This is a genomic window from Microbacterium jepli, from assembly GCF_047237905.1.
In the GTDB taxonomy this organism is placed as follows: domain Bacteria; phylum Actinomycetota; class Actinomycetes; order Actinomycetales; family Microbacteriaceae; genus Microbacterium.
The window spans coordinates 1-15677 of the sequence record NZ_JBDFLW010000003.1; the positions used below are offsets into that span (position 1 = coordinate 1).

Here is a 15677-nt window from a genome sequence, read left to right on the forward strand (position 1 = left end):
TGCGCGGCGTCGCCAAGGATCTCGTCGTCGATCAGGAACACTTCATCACCGTTCGGCGATTCATCAATGAGCATGACACCCGGATGCACGTGTCGCTCGTTCCCGTTCGCGAACAGGGCTCTCAGCGCGAGCCGGTACCCGGCACCGTACCGGCGATTGTCGAACTGGCGGACTCACCGTTCGCCCCGTGGGTACTCAACGAGCTCGTCGACCGATTCTCCTACCAGCTCGTGGAACGCGACTCGGATCTGGACACCAAACGTGCGTCACACCTCAACGGCGCCGTCACCCGCGCAGGGATGCGCACCGCAGCATTCGGACGGTTCGTGAAGGACGACTCGGTACAGAGGTACTCGTTCATCGGCTGGGACACCGCCGATCTACGCCGCGACCTTGAGCAGAACCTCGCGTCGCTTACCGCGGAACTGGCACCCGCTGACGCCGCGTCCAACACCGCTCAAGCCACACGCGACGACGCACGCGATCGGGCACAGCGCCTCACGACACTCCTCGAAGAACTCGACTGGTCATCCATCGATACGGCACCTGCAGCCGACCAGGTGCGACAGCTCCAAGAGGAGATCGCCGAGGCCAACACCCCCGAAGTCACCGAACTCCAGAAGCAACTGGACGACGCGCGAACAGAAATGACCGAGTCGGAGCTGCACGCACGCGAGATCGAGACGAAGCTCACGACTCTGAACGCAGCGTGGGGAGTGCTGGTCGACCTGGAAGACGAGTCATCTCTTCTCATCGACGACTCCGCCGTGTTGGACGCCGACGAACGCGAGGCCACCGGCACACTCGGATTCCTCGCACCTCCCGTCGATGTCACGACGGCGACGGGTCGCGCGCTCCGTGCGGCAATCGAAGCCAGCTACGGGCAAGCGGCCACGGATCTGCAGAACCAGCTCGTCTCACTCAGGAAGGAACGCGAAGCACTCGAGACCGCTGTCCTCGCCACCATCCGTGCATTCCGCGGCCTGGAGGATCGAAACCAGAGGGAAATCGACGAGAGCATCGACAGCCTGCCGGCGCTGCTCTCCATTCACGACCAGCTGCTCACCGATGACCTCCCCCGCACCAAGCAACGCTGGCTCGAGCAGGTCGACCAGGACATGAACACACAGCTGCGAGGACTTCTCGTCCAGATCGATGACGATCGCCGCTCAATCGTCCGAGGCCTCGCCCCCATCGATAGGGTTCTCGAGCGTGTGGCGTTCCGCGTCGACTCCACCCTCACGATCGACGTCTCCGACAAACCCAGCGGTGAGCTCAACGAGTTCCGCTCCACGATCTCGGAGTACACCAGCAACACCCTCCACCAATCCATCGAACGCGACGCGGAGAAGATCGAACGCGACTTCAACCGGCTGCGCCGCAAACTGGCCCTCCTCGACGACCTCACCCGAACCGGCGAGAGCTGGCGTCGCCGCGTATTCGACGCGCGCGAACACGTCGAGTTCAAGGCAATCGAGAAGAGAGCCGACGGCGTCGAAATCGTGCACGACGGTGTCTCCGGGATGAGCGGCGGGGAGGGGCAGGAACTCATCGCATTCATCCTCGGCGCAGCCCTGAGATATCGGCTGGGCGAAGGAACGGACGCCCCTCCCACCTACGCGTCGATCGTGCTCGATGAAGGATTTGTCAAAGCCGATAGCGACTACACCGGACGGGCCCTCGCCGCCTTGTCCGCGCTCGGGTTCCAGCTCATCATCGGCGCGCCGCGTGAGAAGGCAACGGCGTTCGAGTCCCACGTGGAAACCGTCGCATACATCAACTCCGACCCAGCCAACCCGCAGGGCGTGCGCATCTTCGAGATGACGATCAGCGAAGCGCTCAGTATCGAGGAAGCCGCGTGAGGAGCCCCGCAGACGTTGAACGTCTTATCACCACCCGCTACAAGTCGTCCTGGCGCGCCTGGCTCACACAATCCTCCCCTGAACAGATCACCTTCCCCCTGCAGCCACCCACCGCGTCAACCATCCCCGCACAAGAAGAGGCCGTCCGGACGTGGCTACATGCGTGGCGTGCCTGGCACGACCTGCACCCCGCTACCAGCCTGCGAACCGCGACCGTCCGCACGGCCGCTGGCGCTCAGGTCGTCTACACACACATCGACATCCCTGGGCCAACAGCGCTCGCTGGACTCGACCCCGCGACCGCTAACCACTGGCAGACCGCGATTTCCCGCTACCCCCAACTGGCAGACCTCGACGTCTCCACCGACCAGCTGCGGCCGATCCTGCCCCGCATTGTCGACCTCGACGATTACGACTTCGAACTGCTCCTGCGCGTCGTGGAATGGTTCCGCAACAACCCCGCATCCGGGCTCACCGCCCGCCAAGTCCCTGTCACAGGTCTCCACACCAAGTGGCTGGGACGGCACAAGGCGATCGTCATCTGCCTGCTTCGAACCGACATCCCCAACCGGGTGGCTGATCTTGGCGCAGAAGCCGTCGACCCTGAACTCGACATCAACGACCTCGATCTACTCGGACTGCGGCGACTGCCGAACCACGTCGACGTCATCCTCGCCGACCCCGCCGACCGCCGACTCGTGGGCGGCATCCGCCAACTCCGAGCACCCGTCGAAGAAGTCGCCGGCCTCCCCCTCACCCCCGATGACGTCCTGATCATCGAGAACAAGGAGGCCGCGACGCCAATAGAGGACCGAGCAGGGCTTGTAGTGATTCATTCGCTTGGCAACTTTCTCGACGTGCTCGACGCGCTCCCATGGCTGCGGTCCGCACGCACCTGGTACTGGGGAGACCTCGATCGAGCCGGGATCACACTGCTGTCGCGTGCCCGGGCTAGGGTGCCCGAGATCGCCTCCCTACTCATGCACGCCGACACTCTCCGGGAGTTCGAACCACTCGCGAACGCCGACCCGAGCGGTCGCGTAGACCCACCCGAACCAGTCCTCACGCAAGATGAACGTGCCGCGCTGGAATATCTCGACGCTGGACAGCCGCCGCTCCGCCTCGAACAAGAACGCATTCCATGGCACACAGCGCAAACCACCATCAACCTGGCGATCGACCAGGCCGCTGTCCTCGATTAGCGCTCGTGTGGCACCATCCCAGACCACCTCGAGGACACCCCGACGTGGACGGGCTCTGATCCCCGATGCCGTGGACACCGCGTCATCGGCATGACAGACTGCTCTGTTCTGCTGGAAGGGGAACCACCGTGCCGCACACAGACGACCACACCGACTGGGAACAGATCATCCGCGACATGATCGCGCGGAGCAGCGAATCCGCACCTACCGAGCCAGGCGTGTACCGGATGCCGTGCGGGAACTGCTACGTCGACTTCTTCCGCACCTCGGACGGCACCGAAAGTTGGCTCGTCCCCGGCGACGAGCGCAGCTACACTCGCGACACTGTCGCCATCGACCGGCACGGCGACCACCCGTGGGAGCGGATGTACACCCTCGGCCACGCCGCCGCCGAGATCCGACGCCGCGCGACCGCCGACGATACGCCCGTCGAGGTGCTGGTCGAGCAGCTGGCGGCGATCGCCGCGGTGGAGGACGCGGCCGAGGCGGAGGAGATCGCCCGCATCGCCCGGGAACGTCCCGCCGACAGCCCGGACGTCCCGCTCGCCGATGTCGCTCGGAAGTTCGGGATCGATCTCGACGAGCTCTAGCGATACCTGTCGTCGCCTACTGGCACGCTAGAGACACCAGATCATGCGAGACACCGATCACCTGCGAGAGGGGCGTCGTCGTGAACCTGTATCCGCGGTTCGACTTCGACCAGGTCGACTTCGTCACCGCGGACACCCACTTCAGCCACGCGCGGATCAGCGAACTCGCGGATCGCCCGTTCGCAACGGTCGACGAGATGAACGCTGAACTCATCCGCCGCTGGAACGAAACGGTCAGTCCGACAGAGGTGGTGCTCCACCTCGGAGATGTCGCGCTCGGCCCGATCGAGGAATCGATCGGTATCACCGCGCAACTGCACGGCCGCCGATTCCTGGTCCCCGGAAACCACGACCGGGTGTCACCGGCGACGCAGTCGAAGAAGGCGATCGAACGGTTCGCGGCGCTCTACGAAGCGGCCGGTTGGACGATTCTGCCGGAGGTCATCGAAGGCACCCGACGCGGGTATCGGATCCTCGCTTCTCACTACCCATACAAGGGCGACTCGCAGGAGTCGGATCGGCACACCACCCATCGACCGCGCTGGGACGACGGGATCCCACTCCTACACGGCCACACCCACGCCCGCGACCACGGACCGAACGGGCACCAGTTCCACGTCGGCGTCGACGCCCACGGCTACACGCCCGTCCCCTTCACCGAAATCGACGCGTGGATCCGCGGCCTCCCAGACGCCGAACCATGGCTCGACATCGCAATCCGTGAGGCCCGCCAGACCATTACCGACCTCGACGGCAGCGAAACCTCAAACTCCGACGCGCTGTTCTACACGATGGGCTACAACGAGCTACGGGTCGCGCTGGAAGAACTCCTCGGCGCGTTCGACTCCGCCCACCCCGACTCGCCCCCGGGGACTGTCTAGGCGCGGGACTTCCGCGTCGGCGTATACCGCGTGGGCCCGAGTGTAAACAGTTCGCCTGCCGCGGGACCTGATCGGAGGGTACGCGGTTCCCGTCGGAAGCGGATCCATCCGCGACGCCGCCAGTGCACCATCGTCAGGTACCGCACCGACGCCGAAGACCACGCCTCCTGACGCTCCGCGGCGTCGGGGTCGTGGGCGGCGAGCTCCGCGAACACCTCACGGAAGGTCGGCGGCTGACCACGCTCGCGGGTGTGGCGGTGGATGAACCTCACGGCGCGGCGCGCCCACACCGGCGCTGTCTCATCAGCGGTGAGTTCAGTGAACAGCGGCACGAGGTGCGGTGCCGACCACGGCTTCTCGTACACTTCACCGTCGTTCGACACCACCCTGCAGCTCCCCTCAGCGGTCATCCCAGATATACCGCCGCCGAGCCCAGCCAGGGGCGCGGGCGTCGTCAGAAGGATGATCCTCGCCAGGGGAGGATGTCAGTGTCTCGCGTGGGGCGGTCGGCGAGGATGTGCTCGGCAACGGCGCCGCATCGATGAGTGCTTGCAGTGCCGTGGTGTACTTCTCTCCGGTCGCCTTCATGCGTTCCCTGGCGGCTTGCTGCAGCCGACGGGAGGTTCGCTTCTCAGTTGTCATGACGTCCCTGCTTTCCCGCGGGGGCGGACGGTGATGCCGGCGGCGTGCAGGTGCCGGTTGATGGTCATCTCGCTGCATCCGGCAAGGTGCGCGATCTGTGCCATAGTCCTCCCTTGCGTCTCATAGTGGTCGCGTAGCCAATCGGAATCGAGGGTGAAGGTGGGGGGTCGTCCGCGACGCGACTTGGTGCCCGTGTCGGCGAGGATGCGGCCCACGGTCTGCCGGGACACGTTCACGTCCGCGGCGATCTCGTACGTCGACTCCCCCGCCGCATACGCCCGCGCTAACACATCGGGAGGCATCACGTCCGCGGCCGTTGATCGTGCTGGGCGGCTCCGCGCCCACGCCGCAGGCGCGTCCGGGACACCGTCCGAAGGCTCGGGTGTCCATGTGACGGGCTCATCGATGCCGTTGACGAGAAGGAAGTCCGCGGCGAGCTGGTCGAGTCCCGTCCGCACCGCTGACGGCAGTCCATCGGCGAAGCGGGCGACGGCCGGCGCGGTCACCCCTGCCTGATCCCACTCCGGCGGGATCGAATGGATCGGATTCCCCGACAGTGTCCGGTGCAGGAGCGCCCGGGCCAAACGCCATCGTCGTCCACCCCCAGCCAATACCCCCGCCACCCGGCACACCTCCTGCCACTGGGATTCGAGGAGGATCCCGCTGTAGTCGAGGGCGCGACGTCGGGCGTAGTCAACGGGCACGTCATGCGTATCGAGGAACGCGGCCAGCCGGAGGATCGCGTGCAGGGTGCCCACGTCATGAGAGCTGCGACCGAGGTCACGCATCACATGGGTCACCTGGCGGGCCGGCGCCTGCGGATCGAGCAATGCAAGAGCGGCGGAGTGTGTGAGCCTCGTGCCCGTGAACACCACCGCCGCCGCCAACGCCGACGCCACCACCTCACTGCCGACCCGTTGCGGCGCGTACCGGGTGATCCACTCGCCCCACAACTGTGCCGGTACCTTTCGCGCTCGTTCGACCGGGCTGACCCCTGACGGTGGTGCGGACTGCAGGAACACCGTCGGCCGGCGACGACGCCCCAGCGCGGCCGCGATCAGGGTCTGCAGTTGCGGCGTGTGCGCCGTGTACGACGAACTCTGAGCCAGCCGCCCCTGCAGCAGCGCGGCGACACTGCCCGGCTTCGCCAGTGCGGTGACGGCGAGGGTGGTGCCGACGGCGGCCCCGACGGCAGAATCCGGTCGTGCCCGTACTGCCGTCGTCCAATCCTCGCTCGCCCTAAACAGCGCCACGAGCTCCTCACCAAGCGGACTGATGTCGAGGCGATCGCCGGCGGCAATCGCGTGCCGGGCGGTACGGGACAGCAACCGAGTGTCTTCCAGCACCGCGACCGCCGGCTGCGGCGCCTCCGCATAGATCCCGAACCCTGCCCCGCCGGTGGAAACGATCCGCATCAACGCCCGCTGCGCATCCAGGACCGCCCGCGACACTGGAGTGCGGGTCGGGTCGGCCGTGAGGTCGGCCCGACACCGGTTCGCTTGCGGGCCCCGTCCCGGCCCTTGGACGGGATTGTGGCACCGGCCAGGAACGGGAACAAGCGCGAGCGGGTGGGCACGGTACCGGGCAGGACGATCACACACGGGGCACCGGTCCACGAGCAGGCGGCGGTGGCGAAAACAGGCGAACCCGAACGGGAACTGCCACGACATCCGCCACCGGCCACCCGAATCGACCAGGCACTCCGGGCAGTAGCGTCCCGCGGTCCCCGCCGCCGGGCATTGCGAACTGATCCGCCCCCGCCGGGTGTACCGGATCGCATGGTGCGCGAACCGCATTCTCGTCATCTCCTGGAACTGATCCGCCGGAATGCCCGTCGACGCCTCGAGCCGCGACGCCTGCTCATCAGTCAGCGCGGTGGCCCAACTGTCCGCCATCCACGCGGTCGCCGACACCGCCACACCCTCCTGCTGCTCGATGAGGCCGAGCGCGCAGGCCATCTCGTTCATCGTCGCCCCATAGGTGGCCGCCATCTTCTCCAGCCAAGAGTCGAACGGCTCATCAGGCAGCGGCCGCACCCGAAACGGCAGCACCCGCACCTCATAGGAAATCGTCGACGTCGTGGTCATGCGGCGGCCGCCTCGCCGTCCTGGTTCTTGCGGCGGCGTGCCTGGTGGTTTCGCAGCTGCTGATCCAGCTTCGCCTCAAGCTCGCGGCGCTCCGTCTCCGCGCCCTCATCGATGCGGATGTCGTCGAGCAGTTCCCGATCGATGACCTCCCGCCCTGTGCGGATCGCGCGGGACGCGCCGCGACGGATCAGGTCCATGAGGGATCCGATGTTGCCGGTGGTGCGGGCGAACAGGTACCGGGACAGGTCGACCAGCATCCCGGGGCGAGCACCGGTGAGGACGAGAGCTTGTTCGACGCCGAATAGCAGCCGGTCCCACTCCTCCCTGCCCCTCTTGTGGGTAAGCGTGAAGGGGCTGAGCCCGAGGACGGTCCATCGGCGGAAGGTCTGCGCCATCGCCGCCTCCCGGCCGGTCTCCCCTTCACCCACCAGGCCGCGGGCGCGGAGGGCGACGCCGGCGAACAAGAACGTCGCGTTGTATTCGTTTGCGAGCCACTTCAGCTGGTTGGCGACTTCGACCCCGTCGCGGGTGCGCATGTTCAAGAAGTGCAGGTCGTCAACGATCACCAGCCGGGTGTCATGCCGTTCGATGCACTCCGCCGCCGCCCGGGCCAGGTCCCGGCCGGCCATGGAGCGGTGCAGGATGCCGGCGGTGGCGGGGTGGGCGTAGAAGCCGAGGATCATCATGTGCAGGCCCTTGATCGTCAGCCGCCCCGTCAGCGTCACATGACACACCGGCAGGTGCCGCACGTCCCTGTCCGCGTCCAGCCATCCCCCGGCCTCCGCGATCCGCTGCTGGTGGAACACGCGGCCGAAGTTGTTCACCACGGTCGACTTCCCGAGCGCCGGCGGGGCGTCGATCGCTGCGGCTGACTTCACCCGGTCGGAGTCCTGCAGGTTGGAGTCGAGGATGTCCGCCAGCTGCAGTTCGATGTCCTCTACCTGCCGTGTGCGCAGCAGGATGTTCGCGTGCCACACCCGCCGCTCCAAGTCGTAGACGACGCGATCGCGAGCAGGCAACGACTCCAGCTGGGCGCGCGAGAGCTCCTCAGGGCGAGCGCGGGGAGGCCGTTCGGCGAAGTCTGTCCAGCCCTCGTAGGTGGAGAGGCTCCGTTGGCGGGGCGGCTGCTGCGGGGCGCTCGTCGGGCTGGTCATCGGAGCATCTCCATCGGTTCGAAGTGGTAATCGCCGCGGATGGTGGGCTCGTCGATGTCGTCCTCGTCGTCATCATCACCGGTCTCGGGCGTGTCGACGCGTCGGCGCGGGTCGCGGACGGAGCCGGTGAGCTCGGTTCCGAGATCAGACGAGGCGGTCAGTTCCGCGTCGAGCATCCGTTGCACGGTGCGTAGCGACCACACCCCGTCCGGGTCCGGTTCCTTGTCGTTCAGCTGTGCGGCCATCCGGGCGCTCATCCGCCGCTCCGATGGCGTCAGACCACGGCCGGCGCCCCAGTCCTCCAGCAGCTGCGCGGCGACGTCGTCAACCTGGGAGGGGCGACCCTGCCGGATTGCGATCTTCTTCGCGTACTCCAACGCGTCCAGGCTGAACGGGGTGTCGAAGCTGCCCTTGTGCTCCCATTCGAGGGTGTGCCAGGTGTGGTCCTCGGGGTCGTGGAAGTAGATTCTGGTGAGGTCGTCGGGGTTGACGAAGAATGGCCACTCCGTACCCTTGTCGCGGTGGATCGACCGGGCCCGGTTGCGGTACTTCGCGACCGACTCGCCGGTGTAGCGGAGTTTGTGGATCTCCACCCCGTAGTGGTTGAACTGCCGCTTCACCACCGGCAGCAGCTCCAGCAGCACGTTCCGGTCGGTGGGCAGACGCAGCTGTCCCGCGACAGCCAGGCCCTGTTCGTATCGTTGCGCGGGGCTGAGCTTTACCCCGGGCAGGTTTGGATCCTCCAACGAACTGTGGGGACGAAGGTGGTAGACGGTGGCTACCCATTCCCGGATGATCTGCTCCAGCTGCGGCACCGTGTAGACGGCCTCTGCTTCGGGGTCCTCGCCGCGTCCGGCGACGTCCGCGCCCTTGTAGCCGGGCAGCTCTTGCAGCAGGTCGTCGAGGGTGCGGAAGAATCGTTCCACGGGGCTCTTGTCGGTGGGCTGGTAGATCCGGGCGGGTTGGATCGAGATCCCCAACCGGGCGCACCCGCTGGTGAGATGCTCCGACAGGTAGGCGGCGCCGTGGTCGACGACCAGCGTCTCCGGCAGGATGCCGGCGCGGGTGAACCGGGACACCTTCGTACGGGTCGGGTCTACCAGCAGCGTGTCGGGCAGACCGTGGTACGGCCAGCGAGCGGACGTGCCCCAATCCGTGGGCGTATCAAACGGTTGCAGCGCCTCCATCAGCACGCCGGCGACGTCGATCGATTTCGTCGAACCCGGCGTGAGCCGCAGTCCGAGGATGCACCGCGAGTACAGGTCCATCGCGATCGTGAGATCCGCTGACACCCATTTCCCGGTCACCGGGGCGACGGCGAACACGTTCAGCGGCGTGGTGTCCATCAGCACGTACTCGCCCGGCCGGACCGCCGACAACCGCCCGTAGGGTGCGGAGGGTCGGTTCGCGGTCGACCGTTTGCGTTTGGTGGGGCCGGTGAATGTGGCCCGGCCTCGATCCAGCTCAGCCAGCGCGTTGTACGCGCTCGCGCGCGAGGGGCGCTTCACTGTCCCCGGGCCGTGGACGCGCTCGGTGCGTGCATTGATCCGGTCGATGATGATCTTCTTGGAGACCTTCGCTTCGGGGGTCTGCTCATCCAGGACCGTCTGCGCGGTAGCGATCCACCGCGGGTCGAACCCGGTCAGCGCGTTTCCGGCTTGGGAGGACCGGTAGTCCATCAGGCCCGCCTCCCCGGACTCCCGGTACTGCGCCACCCAGCGGCGCACGGTCCGTTCGCCCTTCCCGAGTTCGGTCGCCTTCGCCGCAGTCCGCTGTCGCAGACTGTGCTGCGGGTGGTATTCCAGGCGCGGCTCACCCTCCCGCGGGATCTGCGGAGTGCCGGACTTGTATCCGGTGAGCACCTCGCGGACGTGGTCGGCGCGCTCCATGGTGCGTGCCTTCGCGGAGTCGGTAGCGTCCGCCCACAGCACCCCCAGCGGAGTAGCATCCCTTTCCCGCGTGTGGCCAGGGATGTGGGCCTTGCCGCCCTCGGCGGCGGGGCGCAGCACGTCGACCATCCGGAGTCGGCGGTGCCGGCCCGTGCGGTCGCGGATGATCACCGCCCCGTCAGCGATCTCCGCGACCGTGCACGCCTCCCCGTCGTAGACGAAGTCCATCCCAGGTCGCAGCATCCAGCTATCCATCATCATGCTTCCTCTCAAAGTGAGTAGTCGGGGATCGGGTGCCGGGACTCAGGCCGTGTCACGGAGGGATGAGCCGCTCTCCGCCGTCACGCGAAGATGCCGCGCCGGTGGCTGCACGACGCGCGTACCGAGCACTTGCCGCAGGTACTCCTCAACGGCGCGCAGCAGCTGGGCTGCCGCTTCCTTGTCCGCTCTCGGTGACTGCGGGGGCACCGGCAGGGCCACGGGGATGCCCAGCGCCTCGCATGCTCGCGCCGTGTCGGCCTCGCGGTCGCGCTCCGATCTCGTCGACCGCTCCGGGCCAGCCTCCTCGAAGAGCAGGGAGGGAGTGCCAGGTCGAAGGTCGTCTCGTGCGCTCATGTCAGCTCCAATACGCTCGTCGTGCTCAACAGGTGGGACAGGTCCGTGCGCAAACGCTGTGTCCACAGCAGGTGCAGCACGAGGGAACGGGCGAACCGCTGCTCTCCCGCGATCGGAGTCACGGCACGCACCGCTTCCCCGAACGTCACAGCGGCTCCCAGCACGGTCGCCGCGGCATCGACCTGCCCGGGATCGAACTGGAAGCTGCGCCGGTACCCGGCGAGGAACTGCACATTCGCCAGCAGCACCGGATCGGGCTCGGAGCACACCCGGTACTCCCAGCCATGCGCCTCGACCTCCCGCCGCGTCCAGTCCAGCGAGTCCCGCACCGCCGGGACCTGCAGCTTCGCCGCCGGCTTCACATCGACAACGCACACCAACCGGTCTGTGTGCGAGATCAGATAGTCCGGGATGTGCCTGCGGGTCGTGCCGTGATCGTCGCCCTCCATCAGGAACGGCTGGGACAGGATCCAGTCCACTCGCGGGTCGAAGTCGCACAGCAGCAGGTTCGCGTACTCCAGCCGCGACTCGTACCCCACGGGCGCCTGCATCGTCGCGGACCAGTACGAGCCGGAGAAGTGACGCTGCTTGCGGTACCAGCGGAACTCACGCCACGGCACCGCCGCCGCGAACACCCCCAACCGGGCATCCGGCAGCGAAACGACGTCGACGTGATCCTGCATCATACGGATCCGGATCGTCGACGCCACCGCGATCATCCCCGACCCGGCTCCCCGGCCCGCAGCTCACCATCGCCCGTGTCCCCGGTCGGAACCTGACAGCGGTGCGTGCGCATGAACACATGCTGTTGCCCCGCGACCGCGCAGCGGAACTCACCGACGCCACAGAAAGAAGTGAGCAGCTTTGTACTAAATCACTAAACAGCTAATCACTAGTAAATGTCACATTCACTACCAAGCGCGATGTTGCGCCTGTCAGATACACAACAAACCTCCGCCGACCAGTCGGCGGCGTCCGACGCATATGAGACACTCGGAGCATGACGGCGATCCACCCGATTGCCCCCGAAGACTCCAAAGCGCTCTTCGGGAACAGCTACATGCACACCGTGCTGGTCGAGATCACCCGGCACGGCGATGAACCGTTCTCCCCGAAGCAGATCATCGACGCCACCGGACTGCCCGGCGGGATCATCCACCCGCTCATCAAGAGGCTGAAGTCCAGGCATTTCATCGAGTACCTGGGCCGTGTGCCCGGGGAGAAGACCACGCTGTACCAGGTCCGCGACAACCCCTACATGCGCGCCGCCCGCGAGTACGCCGAAGCTGCGCCCGAGATCCCGCAGCATCGAGCCGCCAGCTAACCCACGGCGCCCCGGATCGACCCACAGCTCGGTCGCGACCGACCGGTGAGCGACGTGTTCGACGTGCGTCGCGCCACCACGTGCCACCGCTGCCGAATTCGCAAGGTGCGGCGTCCAGAGCACACACTGGTGCGTTCTCCATGTTTCATGAATCTTGAATTTGATCTAGACTGGGTAGGTGCCAACCCTTGCCCGCGCGGCCGAGCTGTCGAAGGCGGTCTTCGGCAGCGAGCACATGCTTTCCGTGATGTGGCAGATCTCGCAGGCACCGGACGCAACGTTCAACGCTCCCGCCATCGAACGGGCCACGGGCCTGGCCGGGAGCATCGTGCACGGCATGCTCGCACGACTCAAACGCGCCGGCCTCATCGAGGTCGTGGGCCATCTCGAGGGAGAACGCACCCTCGCCTACCAGCGTCGCGACCATCTCGTATGGCAGGCGGCATCTCAACTCACGTCCGAGGTGACTGACACCCTGGGCATCGGAGGCCCCTATGACAGCTAGCCCCTCCACGACCGTCGCCGGGACGTCCGGGGTGAGTTGGCAAACCGGTGCCCATCGCGTCCACGTCGACCTCGAGCTTCACCTCCCGGAGATCCAGCGCCGCCGCGCCACAAACGCGGCGGGGTCTGTACAAGACCTGGACACTCTGCGGTTCCTGCTGACGCTCCCCGTCGATCAGCCCACCGCCCTCGCGGGCCTCGATGCGTACGAGCGGCGCCTGGCTCGGCGAGCCGTCCGCTGCGGGTTCGCCGAAGAGCGCGCCGTCGCCCGCAGCCAGTCCACTCTCATCCGAAGAGCGGAGCCTCCCGTGACGGTGCGGCTGATATCGGTGTTCGGCCCGTTCCGTCGCAGCACCCTGCAGTTGGCGACGACATTCGCCCCCTACGGGCGTCGTCGACTCGTCGTCCCCTCTGGACGGCTCGACGAGATATTGTTGCTCGAAGCAACCTTCTACGGTGTCGGCGTTACGGTGGCCGACGCCAACGGCGAGCGGACCGTCGCCGCGTCGGCGCCCTTCCAGCCCGCCCGGTTCACTGGCGCCTCCTGGCTGTTCGCTGAGCGCATCTACGGCCAGGCGCTCAGCTCAGCGACCGCCACCGGGCAAGTGTCGGCGGCATCGAGATCATGACACCCGTGTGCTGGGCGAGCCGAACATGCTCCGCTTCAGCCTCCGCCAGACGCTGATTCCACCACCGTGCCACTTGAGAGGTCCCCATCGAGGTGACGATACCTGCGATCTCGTCCAGCGCGGCCAGATTGTGCAGGTGAGCCCGGAGCCGATCCTCATCGGAGCCGGTGAACGAGTCCACCGCGCGTCCCTCACAGTGGCGACACGGGCACGGCCACGGAGTCGCACTGGCGAACCACTTCAGGTGCATCTCGCTGGACCGGGCGAATCGCATCAGCTCCGGCATCAGCACGTGCGGCGTGCGATCACCAGGGCGACTCGAGTACGGTCGGCTGCCCGGCACCGGCAGGCGCCGCAGGCTCGGGATCTGCCCGATCACGGCCGCGCGAGCGCCGGACGCGAACGCATCGATGCCAGCGAAGTCCGCCCGCCACGGCACCGCACCCTTCACCTCGCCGAAGAACCGGCGATACGACTCCGGCGCCCCCTTGAGATTCAGAGGATCACCCGCCTTCGCTCCCAGCGCCAACGCCACCGGATGACGGCTCCGCGCGGCGACCGCGATCAACTGCGAGATGTGATCCGGCGTCGACCACTTCTGATGGACGGCCAACGGGAGGATCACGTCGTCGCGGTCGATATTGTCCGCAGCCGCGAGGACCGCCTTAAGCGCCCCCGGGTCTGCGACGTCCACAAACCCCGCTGGGATCACCGCGACCGCCGCGCCTGCATCGCGCTGCGCCTGGAGAGTCTCCTCCACCGTGGGCGCGATGAGCGCATCCACCGGTTCATCGATAATCAACGGGCGCTCGGCCGTCGCCGGAGCGAGCACCGAAGTCGGCTCGATAAGGAAAACCAAATCCTGATGCCGCGCCCGCCGGCGCCAGGCGGTCTGAAGAGCCGTCGGCCCCGACAACACCATGCCGCCGTGTTCCATGTTCACGTGCGGGGCGGTCTGCATCGTCTCACCGCCAGCCATCGTGAACACTCGCCCGCCCAAAGTGCGCTCGACCAGCGTGGCACCGGCGAGCGACTCACGCGTCGTCCGCGAAACCAGAGAGCTGTCGACCACCTCGATGTTGGCCCGATCGGTCATGCTGCGCTCCTCACGTAAAGGTCTTCGAACTCGTCCTGAACCAGGAACGCGTCGCGCGCGAGCTCTGCGACGCTCTCACCCTCATTCAGCCGCTGCTGCACCACCCGGTCGATCAGACCAGGATGTTCCTCGGCGATCGCTACCGGCTCTACGCTCCGATATCCGGCGCGGGAGAGCTCGATGTTCAACTGCCGGTAACGGCCCTCGCTGATCACATCCAGATCCACCGCACGCCGCAGCAGCGCCGCGATCGACACCCGCCACTTCGACTTCAACCGTGCCAAGCCCGGGATCGTCACCGGTGCCGCCGCCAGATCCATGCGCACATCCTGCGCCGGCATCAAGAACTCCGCCGCGAACCGATCCGCCTCAGACTCCTGCGTCTCCGACGGCACCTGATGCATCACCGCGTGCGCAAGCTCATGCGCCAGCGAGAACCGCTGCCGATCCGGCGGAATGTGATCTCCCAGCAGCACCACTGGTCGCTGTCCTTCCGGCCAGCTCACCATCGCATCGATCCGCTCCGACCCCAACGATCGCTTCACCACCACAACCCCGGCATCCTCCAGCGAGCGCACGAGGTCTTCCAGCGGACCGGACGCGATACCGATCGACGCACGCACCTCCTGCGCGATCTCCTCCGGAGTATCGAAGCCATCGGGCGGAAGCGGGTGCCGCACAAGCCGCACCGGCGTGTCTCCCGCGACGAGCCCCGTCACTTGCAAGTGCAGCAATTCCAGTTCTGCCCGCAACCGGTTCGCCACCGACAGGGGCAACGTGGAGCGCTTGCGATGGAACACATACGGCGCCGCTCCCTCATCCACCGGGACCGTCAGCAGCACCGGTGGAACACGCAGCACACCGCTCAGCTTCTCCAGGCGGTCGGGATCCAACTCCACCAGCCCGGATTCCGCCTTCGACAGCACCGCTTGCGAGATCCCCGTGGCTTCGGACAACGCACCCTGCGTCCACCCACGCGCAACTCGGACCGTGCCGAGCATCACCCGGCCGGTCCGGCGATCAGAAGCAAACTCTGCCATGACTCCCATCTTAGTCAGCGCCTCCGACAATCGCGCGATCCATGTGCAGAAATATTCTCGCGTGTTGGATGTGAACAGCCCACTCTGACCGCGACCCCACGCCAGACCGGGTCGACGGAGATGAGCCGCCCGATCACGTCGATGCCAAATCCATCCACCGCA

The 15677-nt window shown here is 66.7% G+C and carries 15 protein-coding genes; 7 read left to right on the forward strand and 8 right to left on the reverse strand.

Features of this window, described 5'->3' with window-relative positions:
- From ABC304_RS00645 to ABC304_RS00660, 4 genes are all read left to right on the forward strand, one after another.
- Positions 1–1862, forward strand: a 1862-nt coding sequence (locus ABC304_RS00645; RefSeq protein ID WP_412928414.1) for an SbcC/MukB-like Walker B domain-containing protein, incomplete at its 5' end; no start/stop codon positions are given.
- Entirely contained in the window at positions 1859–3064 is a 1206-nt protein-coding gene (locus tag ABC304_RS00650; protein ID WP_274636626.1) for a Wadjet anti-phage system protein JetD domain-containing protein, read from the forward strand. The genes ABC304_RS00645 and ABC304_RS00650, both read left to right, overlap by 4 nt.
- A 128-nt stretch (positions 3065–3192) precedes the next feature.
- Positions 3193–3654 (forward strand): zinc ABC transporter ATPase, encoded by a 462-nt coding sequence (locus ABC304_RS00655; RefSeq protein ID WP_138174597.1) that lies wholly within the window; start codon positions 3193–3195, stop codon positions 3652–3654.
- A gap of 80 nt (positions 3655–3734) precedes the next feature.
- Positions 3735–4535, forward strand: coding sequence for a metallophosphoesterase (locus ABC304_RS00660; protein ID WP_274636627.1), 801 nt, complete (start codon positions 3735–3737; stop codon positions 4533–4535).
- Here the strand turns inward: ABC304_RS00660 and ABC304_RS00665 are convergent.
- From ABC304_RS00665 to ABC304_RS00690, 6 genes are all read right to left on the reverse strand, one after another.
- Positions 4532–4921, reverse strand: a complete 390-nt coding sequence (locus tag ABC304_RS00665; protein ID WP_175987719.1) for a hypothetical protein — start codon at positions 4919–4921, stop codon at positions 4532–4534. The genes ABC304_RS00660 and ABC304_RS00665 overlap by 4 nt on opposite strands.
- 252 nt (positions 4922–5173) lie before the next feature.
- A complete protein-coding gene (locus ABC304_RS00670; RefSeq protein ID WP_412928411.1) occupies positions 5174–7264 on the reverse strand; it encodes a TniQ family protein in 2091 nt (696 codons plus the stop codon).
- On the reverse strand, positions 7261–8418 hold the full coding sequence (locus tag ABC304_RS00675) for an AAA family ATPase (RefSeq protein WP_138174604.1): 1158 nt from the start codon (positions 8416–8418) through the stop codon (positions 7261–7263). Before ABC304_RS00675 ends, ABC304_RS00670 begins: the two co-directional genes overlap by 4 nt.
- The gene (locus tag ABC304_RS00680; RefSeq protein WP_171024260.1) at positions 8415–10550 is read right to left on the reverse strand and encodes a DDE-type integrase/transposase/recombinase; all 2136 of its coding nucleotides are present in this window, start codon (positions 10548–10550) and stop codon (positions 8415–8417) included. The genes ABC304_RS00675 and ABC304_RS00680 overlap by 4 nt, the downstream gene beginning before the upstream one ends.
- A gap of 60 nt (positions 10551–10610) precedes the next feature.
- The gene (locus ABC304_RS00685) at positions 10611–10922 is read right to left on the reverse strand and encodes a hypothetical protein (RefSeq protein ID WP_138174608.1); all 312 of its coding nucleotides are present in this window, start codon (positions 10920–10922) and stop codon (positions 10611–10613) included.
- Positions 10919–11641: a TnsA-like heteromeric transposase endonuclease subunit gene (locus tag ABC304_RS00690; protein WP_363344458.1), complete on the reverse strand. Its 723-nt coding sequence runs from the start codon at positions 11639–11641 to the stop codon at positions 10919–10921. The genes ABC304_RS00685 and ABC304_RS00690 overlap by 4 nt, the downstream gene beginning before the upstream one ends.
- Before the next feature lie 281 nt (positions 11642–11922).
- Between ABC304_RS00690 and ABC304_RS00695 the strand changes: the two genes are divergently transcribed.
- From ABC304_RS00695 to ABC304_RS00705, 3 genes are all read left to right on the forward strand, one after another.
- The gene (locus ABC304_RS00695; protein WP_138174610.1) at positions 11923–12246 is read left to right on the forward strand and encodes a hypothetical protein; all 324 of its coding nucleotides are present in this window, start codon (positions 11923–11925) and stop codon (positions 12244–12246) included.
- 178 nt (positions 12247–12424) lie between these two features.
- Complete coding sequence (locus ABC304_RS00700) at positions 12425–12751, forward strand: MarR family transcriptional regulator (protein WP_138174612.1); 327 nt, start codon at positions 12425–12427, stop codon at positions 12749–12751.
- A gap of 31 nt (positions 12752–12782) precedes the next feature.
- The gene (locus ABC304_RS00705; protein ID WP_138174614.1) at positions 12783–13379 is read left to right on the forward strand and encodes a hypothetical protein; all 597 of its coding nucleotides are present in this window, start codon (positions 12783–12785) and stop codon (positions 13377–13379) included.
- On the opposite strand, the gene ABC304_RS00710 is transcribed toward ABC304_RS00705, so the two are convergent.
- Both ABC304_RS00710 and ABC304_RS00715 read right to left on the reverse strand, forming a co-directional pair.
- A complete protein-coding gene (locus tag ABC304_RS00710; protein ID WP_412928412.1) occupies positions 13330–14475 on the reverse strand; it encodes a hypothetical protein in 1146 nt (381 codons plus the stop codon). The two genes, ABC304_RS00705 and ABC304_RS00710, sit on opposite strands and share 50 nt — an antisense overlap.
- Positions 14472–15515: a helix-turn-helix domain-containing protein gene (locus ABC304_RS00715; protein WP_171024262.1), complete on the reverse strand. Its 1044-nt coding sequence runs from the start codon at positions 15513–15515 to the stop codon at positions 14472–14474. Before ABC304_RS00715 ends, ABC304_RS00710 begins: the two co-directional genes overlap by 4 nt.
- Positions 15516–15677: the final 162 nt, after the last annotated feature.

Excerpts from the sequence above, each read along its gene's own strand:
- ABC304_RS00695 (WP_138174610.1), top strand. The coding sequence starts at position 11,923 with ATGACGGCGATCCACCCGATTGCCCCCGAAGACTCCAAAGCGCTCTTC.
- ABC304_RS00715 (WP_171024262.1), bottom strand. The coding sequence starts at position 15,515 with ATGGCAGAGTTTGCTTCTGATCGCCGGACCGGCCGGGTGATGCTCGGC.
- ABC304_RS00670 (WP_412928411.1), bottom strand. The coding sequence starts at position 7,264 with ATGACCACGACGTCGACGATTTCCTATGAGGTGCGGGTGCTGCCGTTT.
- ABC304_RS00690 (WP_363344458.1), bottom strand. The coding sequence starts at position 11,641 with ATGATCGCGGTGGCGTCGACGATCCGGATCCGTATGATGCAGGATCAC.
- ABC304_RS00710 (WP_412928412.1), bottom strand. The coding sequence starts at position 14,475 with ATGACCGATCGGGCCAACATCGAGGTGGTCGACAGCTCTCTGGTTTCG.
- ABC304_RS00675 (WP_138174604.1), bottom strand. The coding sequence starts at position 8,418 with ATGACCAGCCCGACGAGCGCCCCGCAGCAGCCGCCCCGCCAACGGAGC.
- ABC304_RS00685 (WP_138174608.1), bottom strand. The coding sequence starts at position 10,922 with ATGAGCGCACGAGACGACCTTCGACCTGGCACTCCCTCCCTGCTCTTC.
- ABC304_RS00680 (WP_171024260.1), bottom strand. The coding sequence starts at position 10,550 with ATGCTGCGACCTGGGATGGACTTCGTCTACGACGGGGAGGCGTGCACG.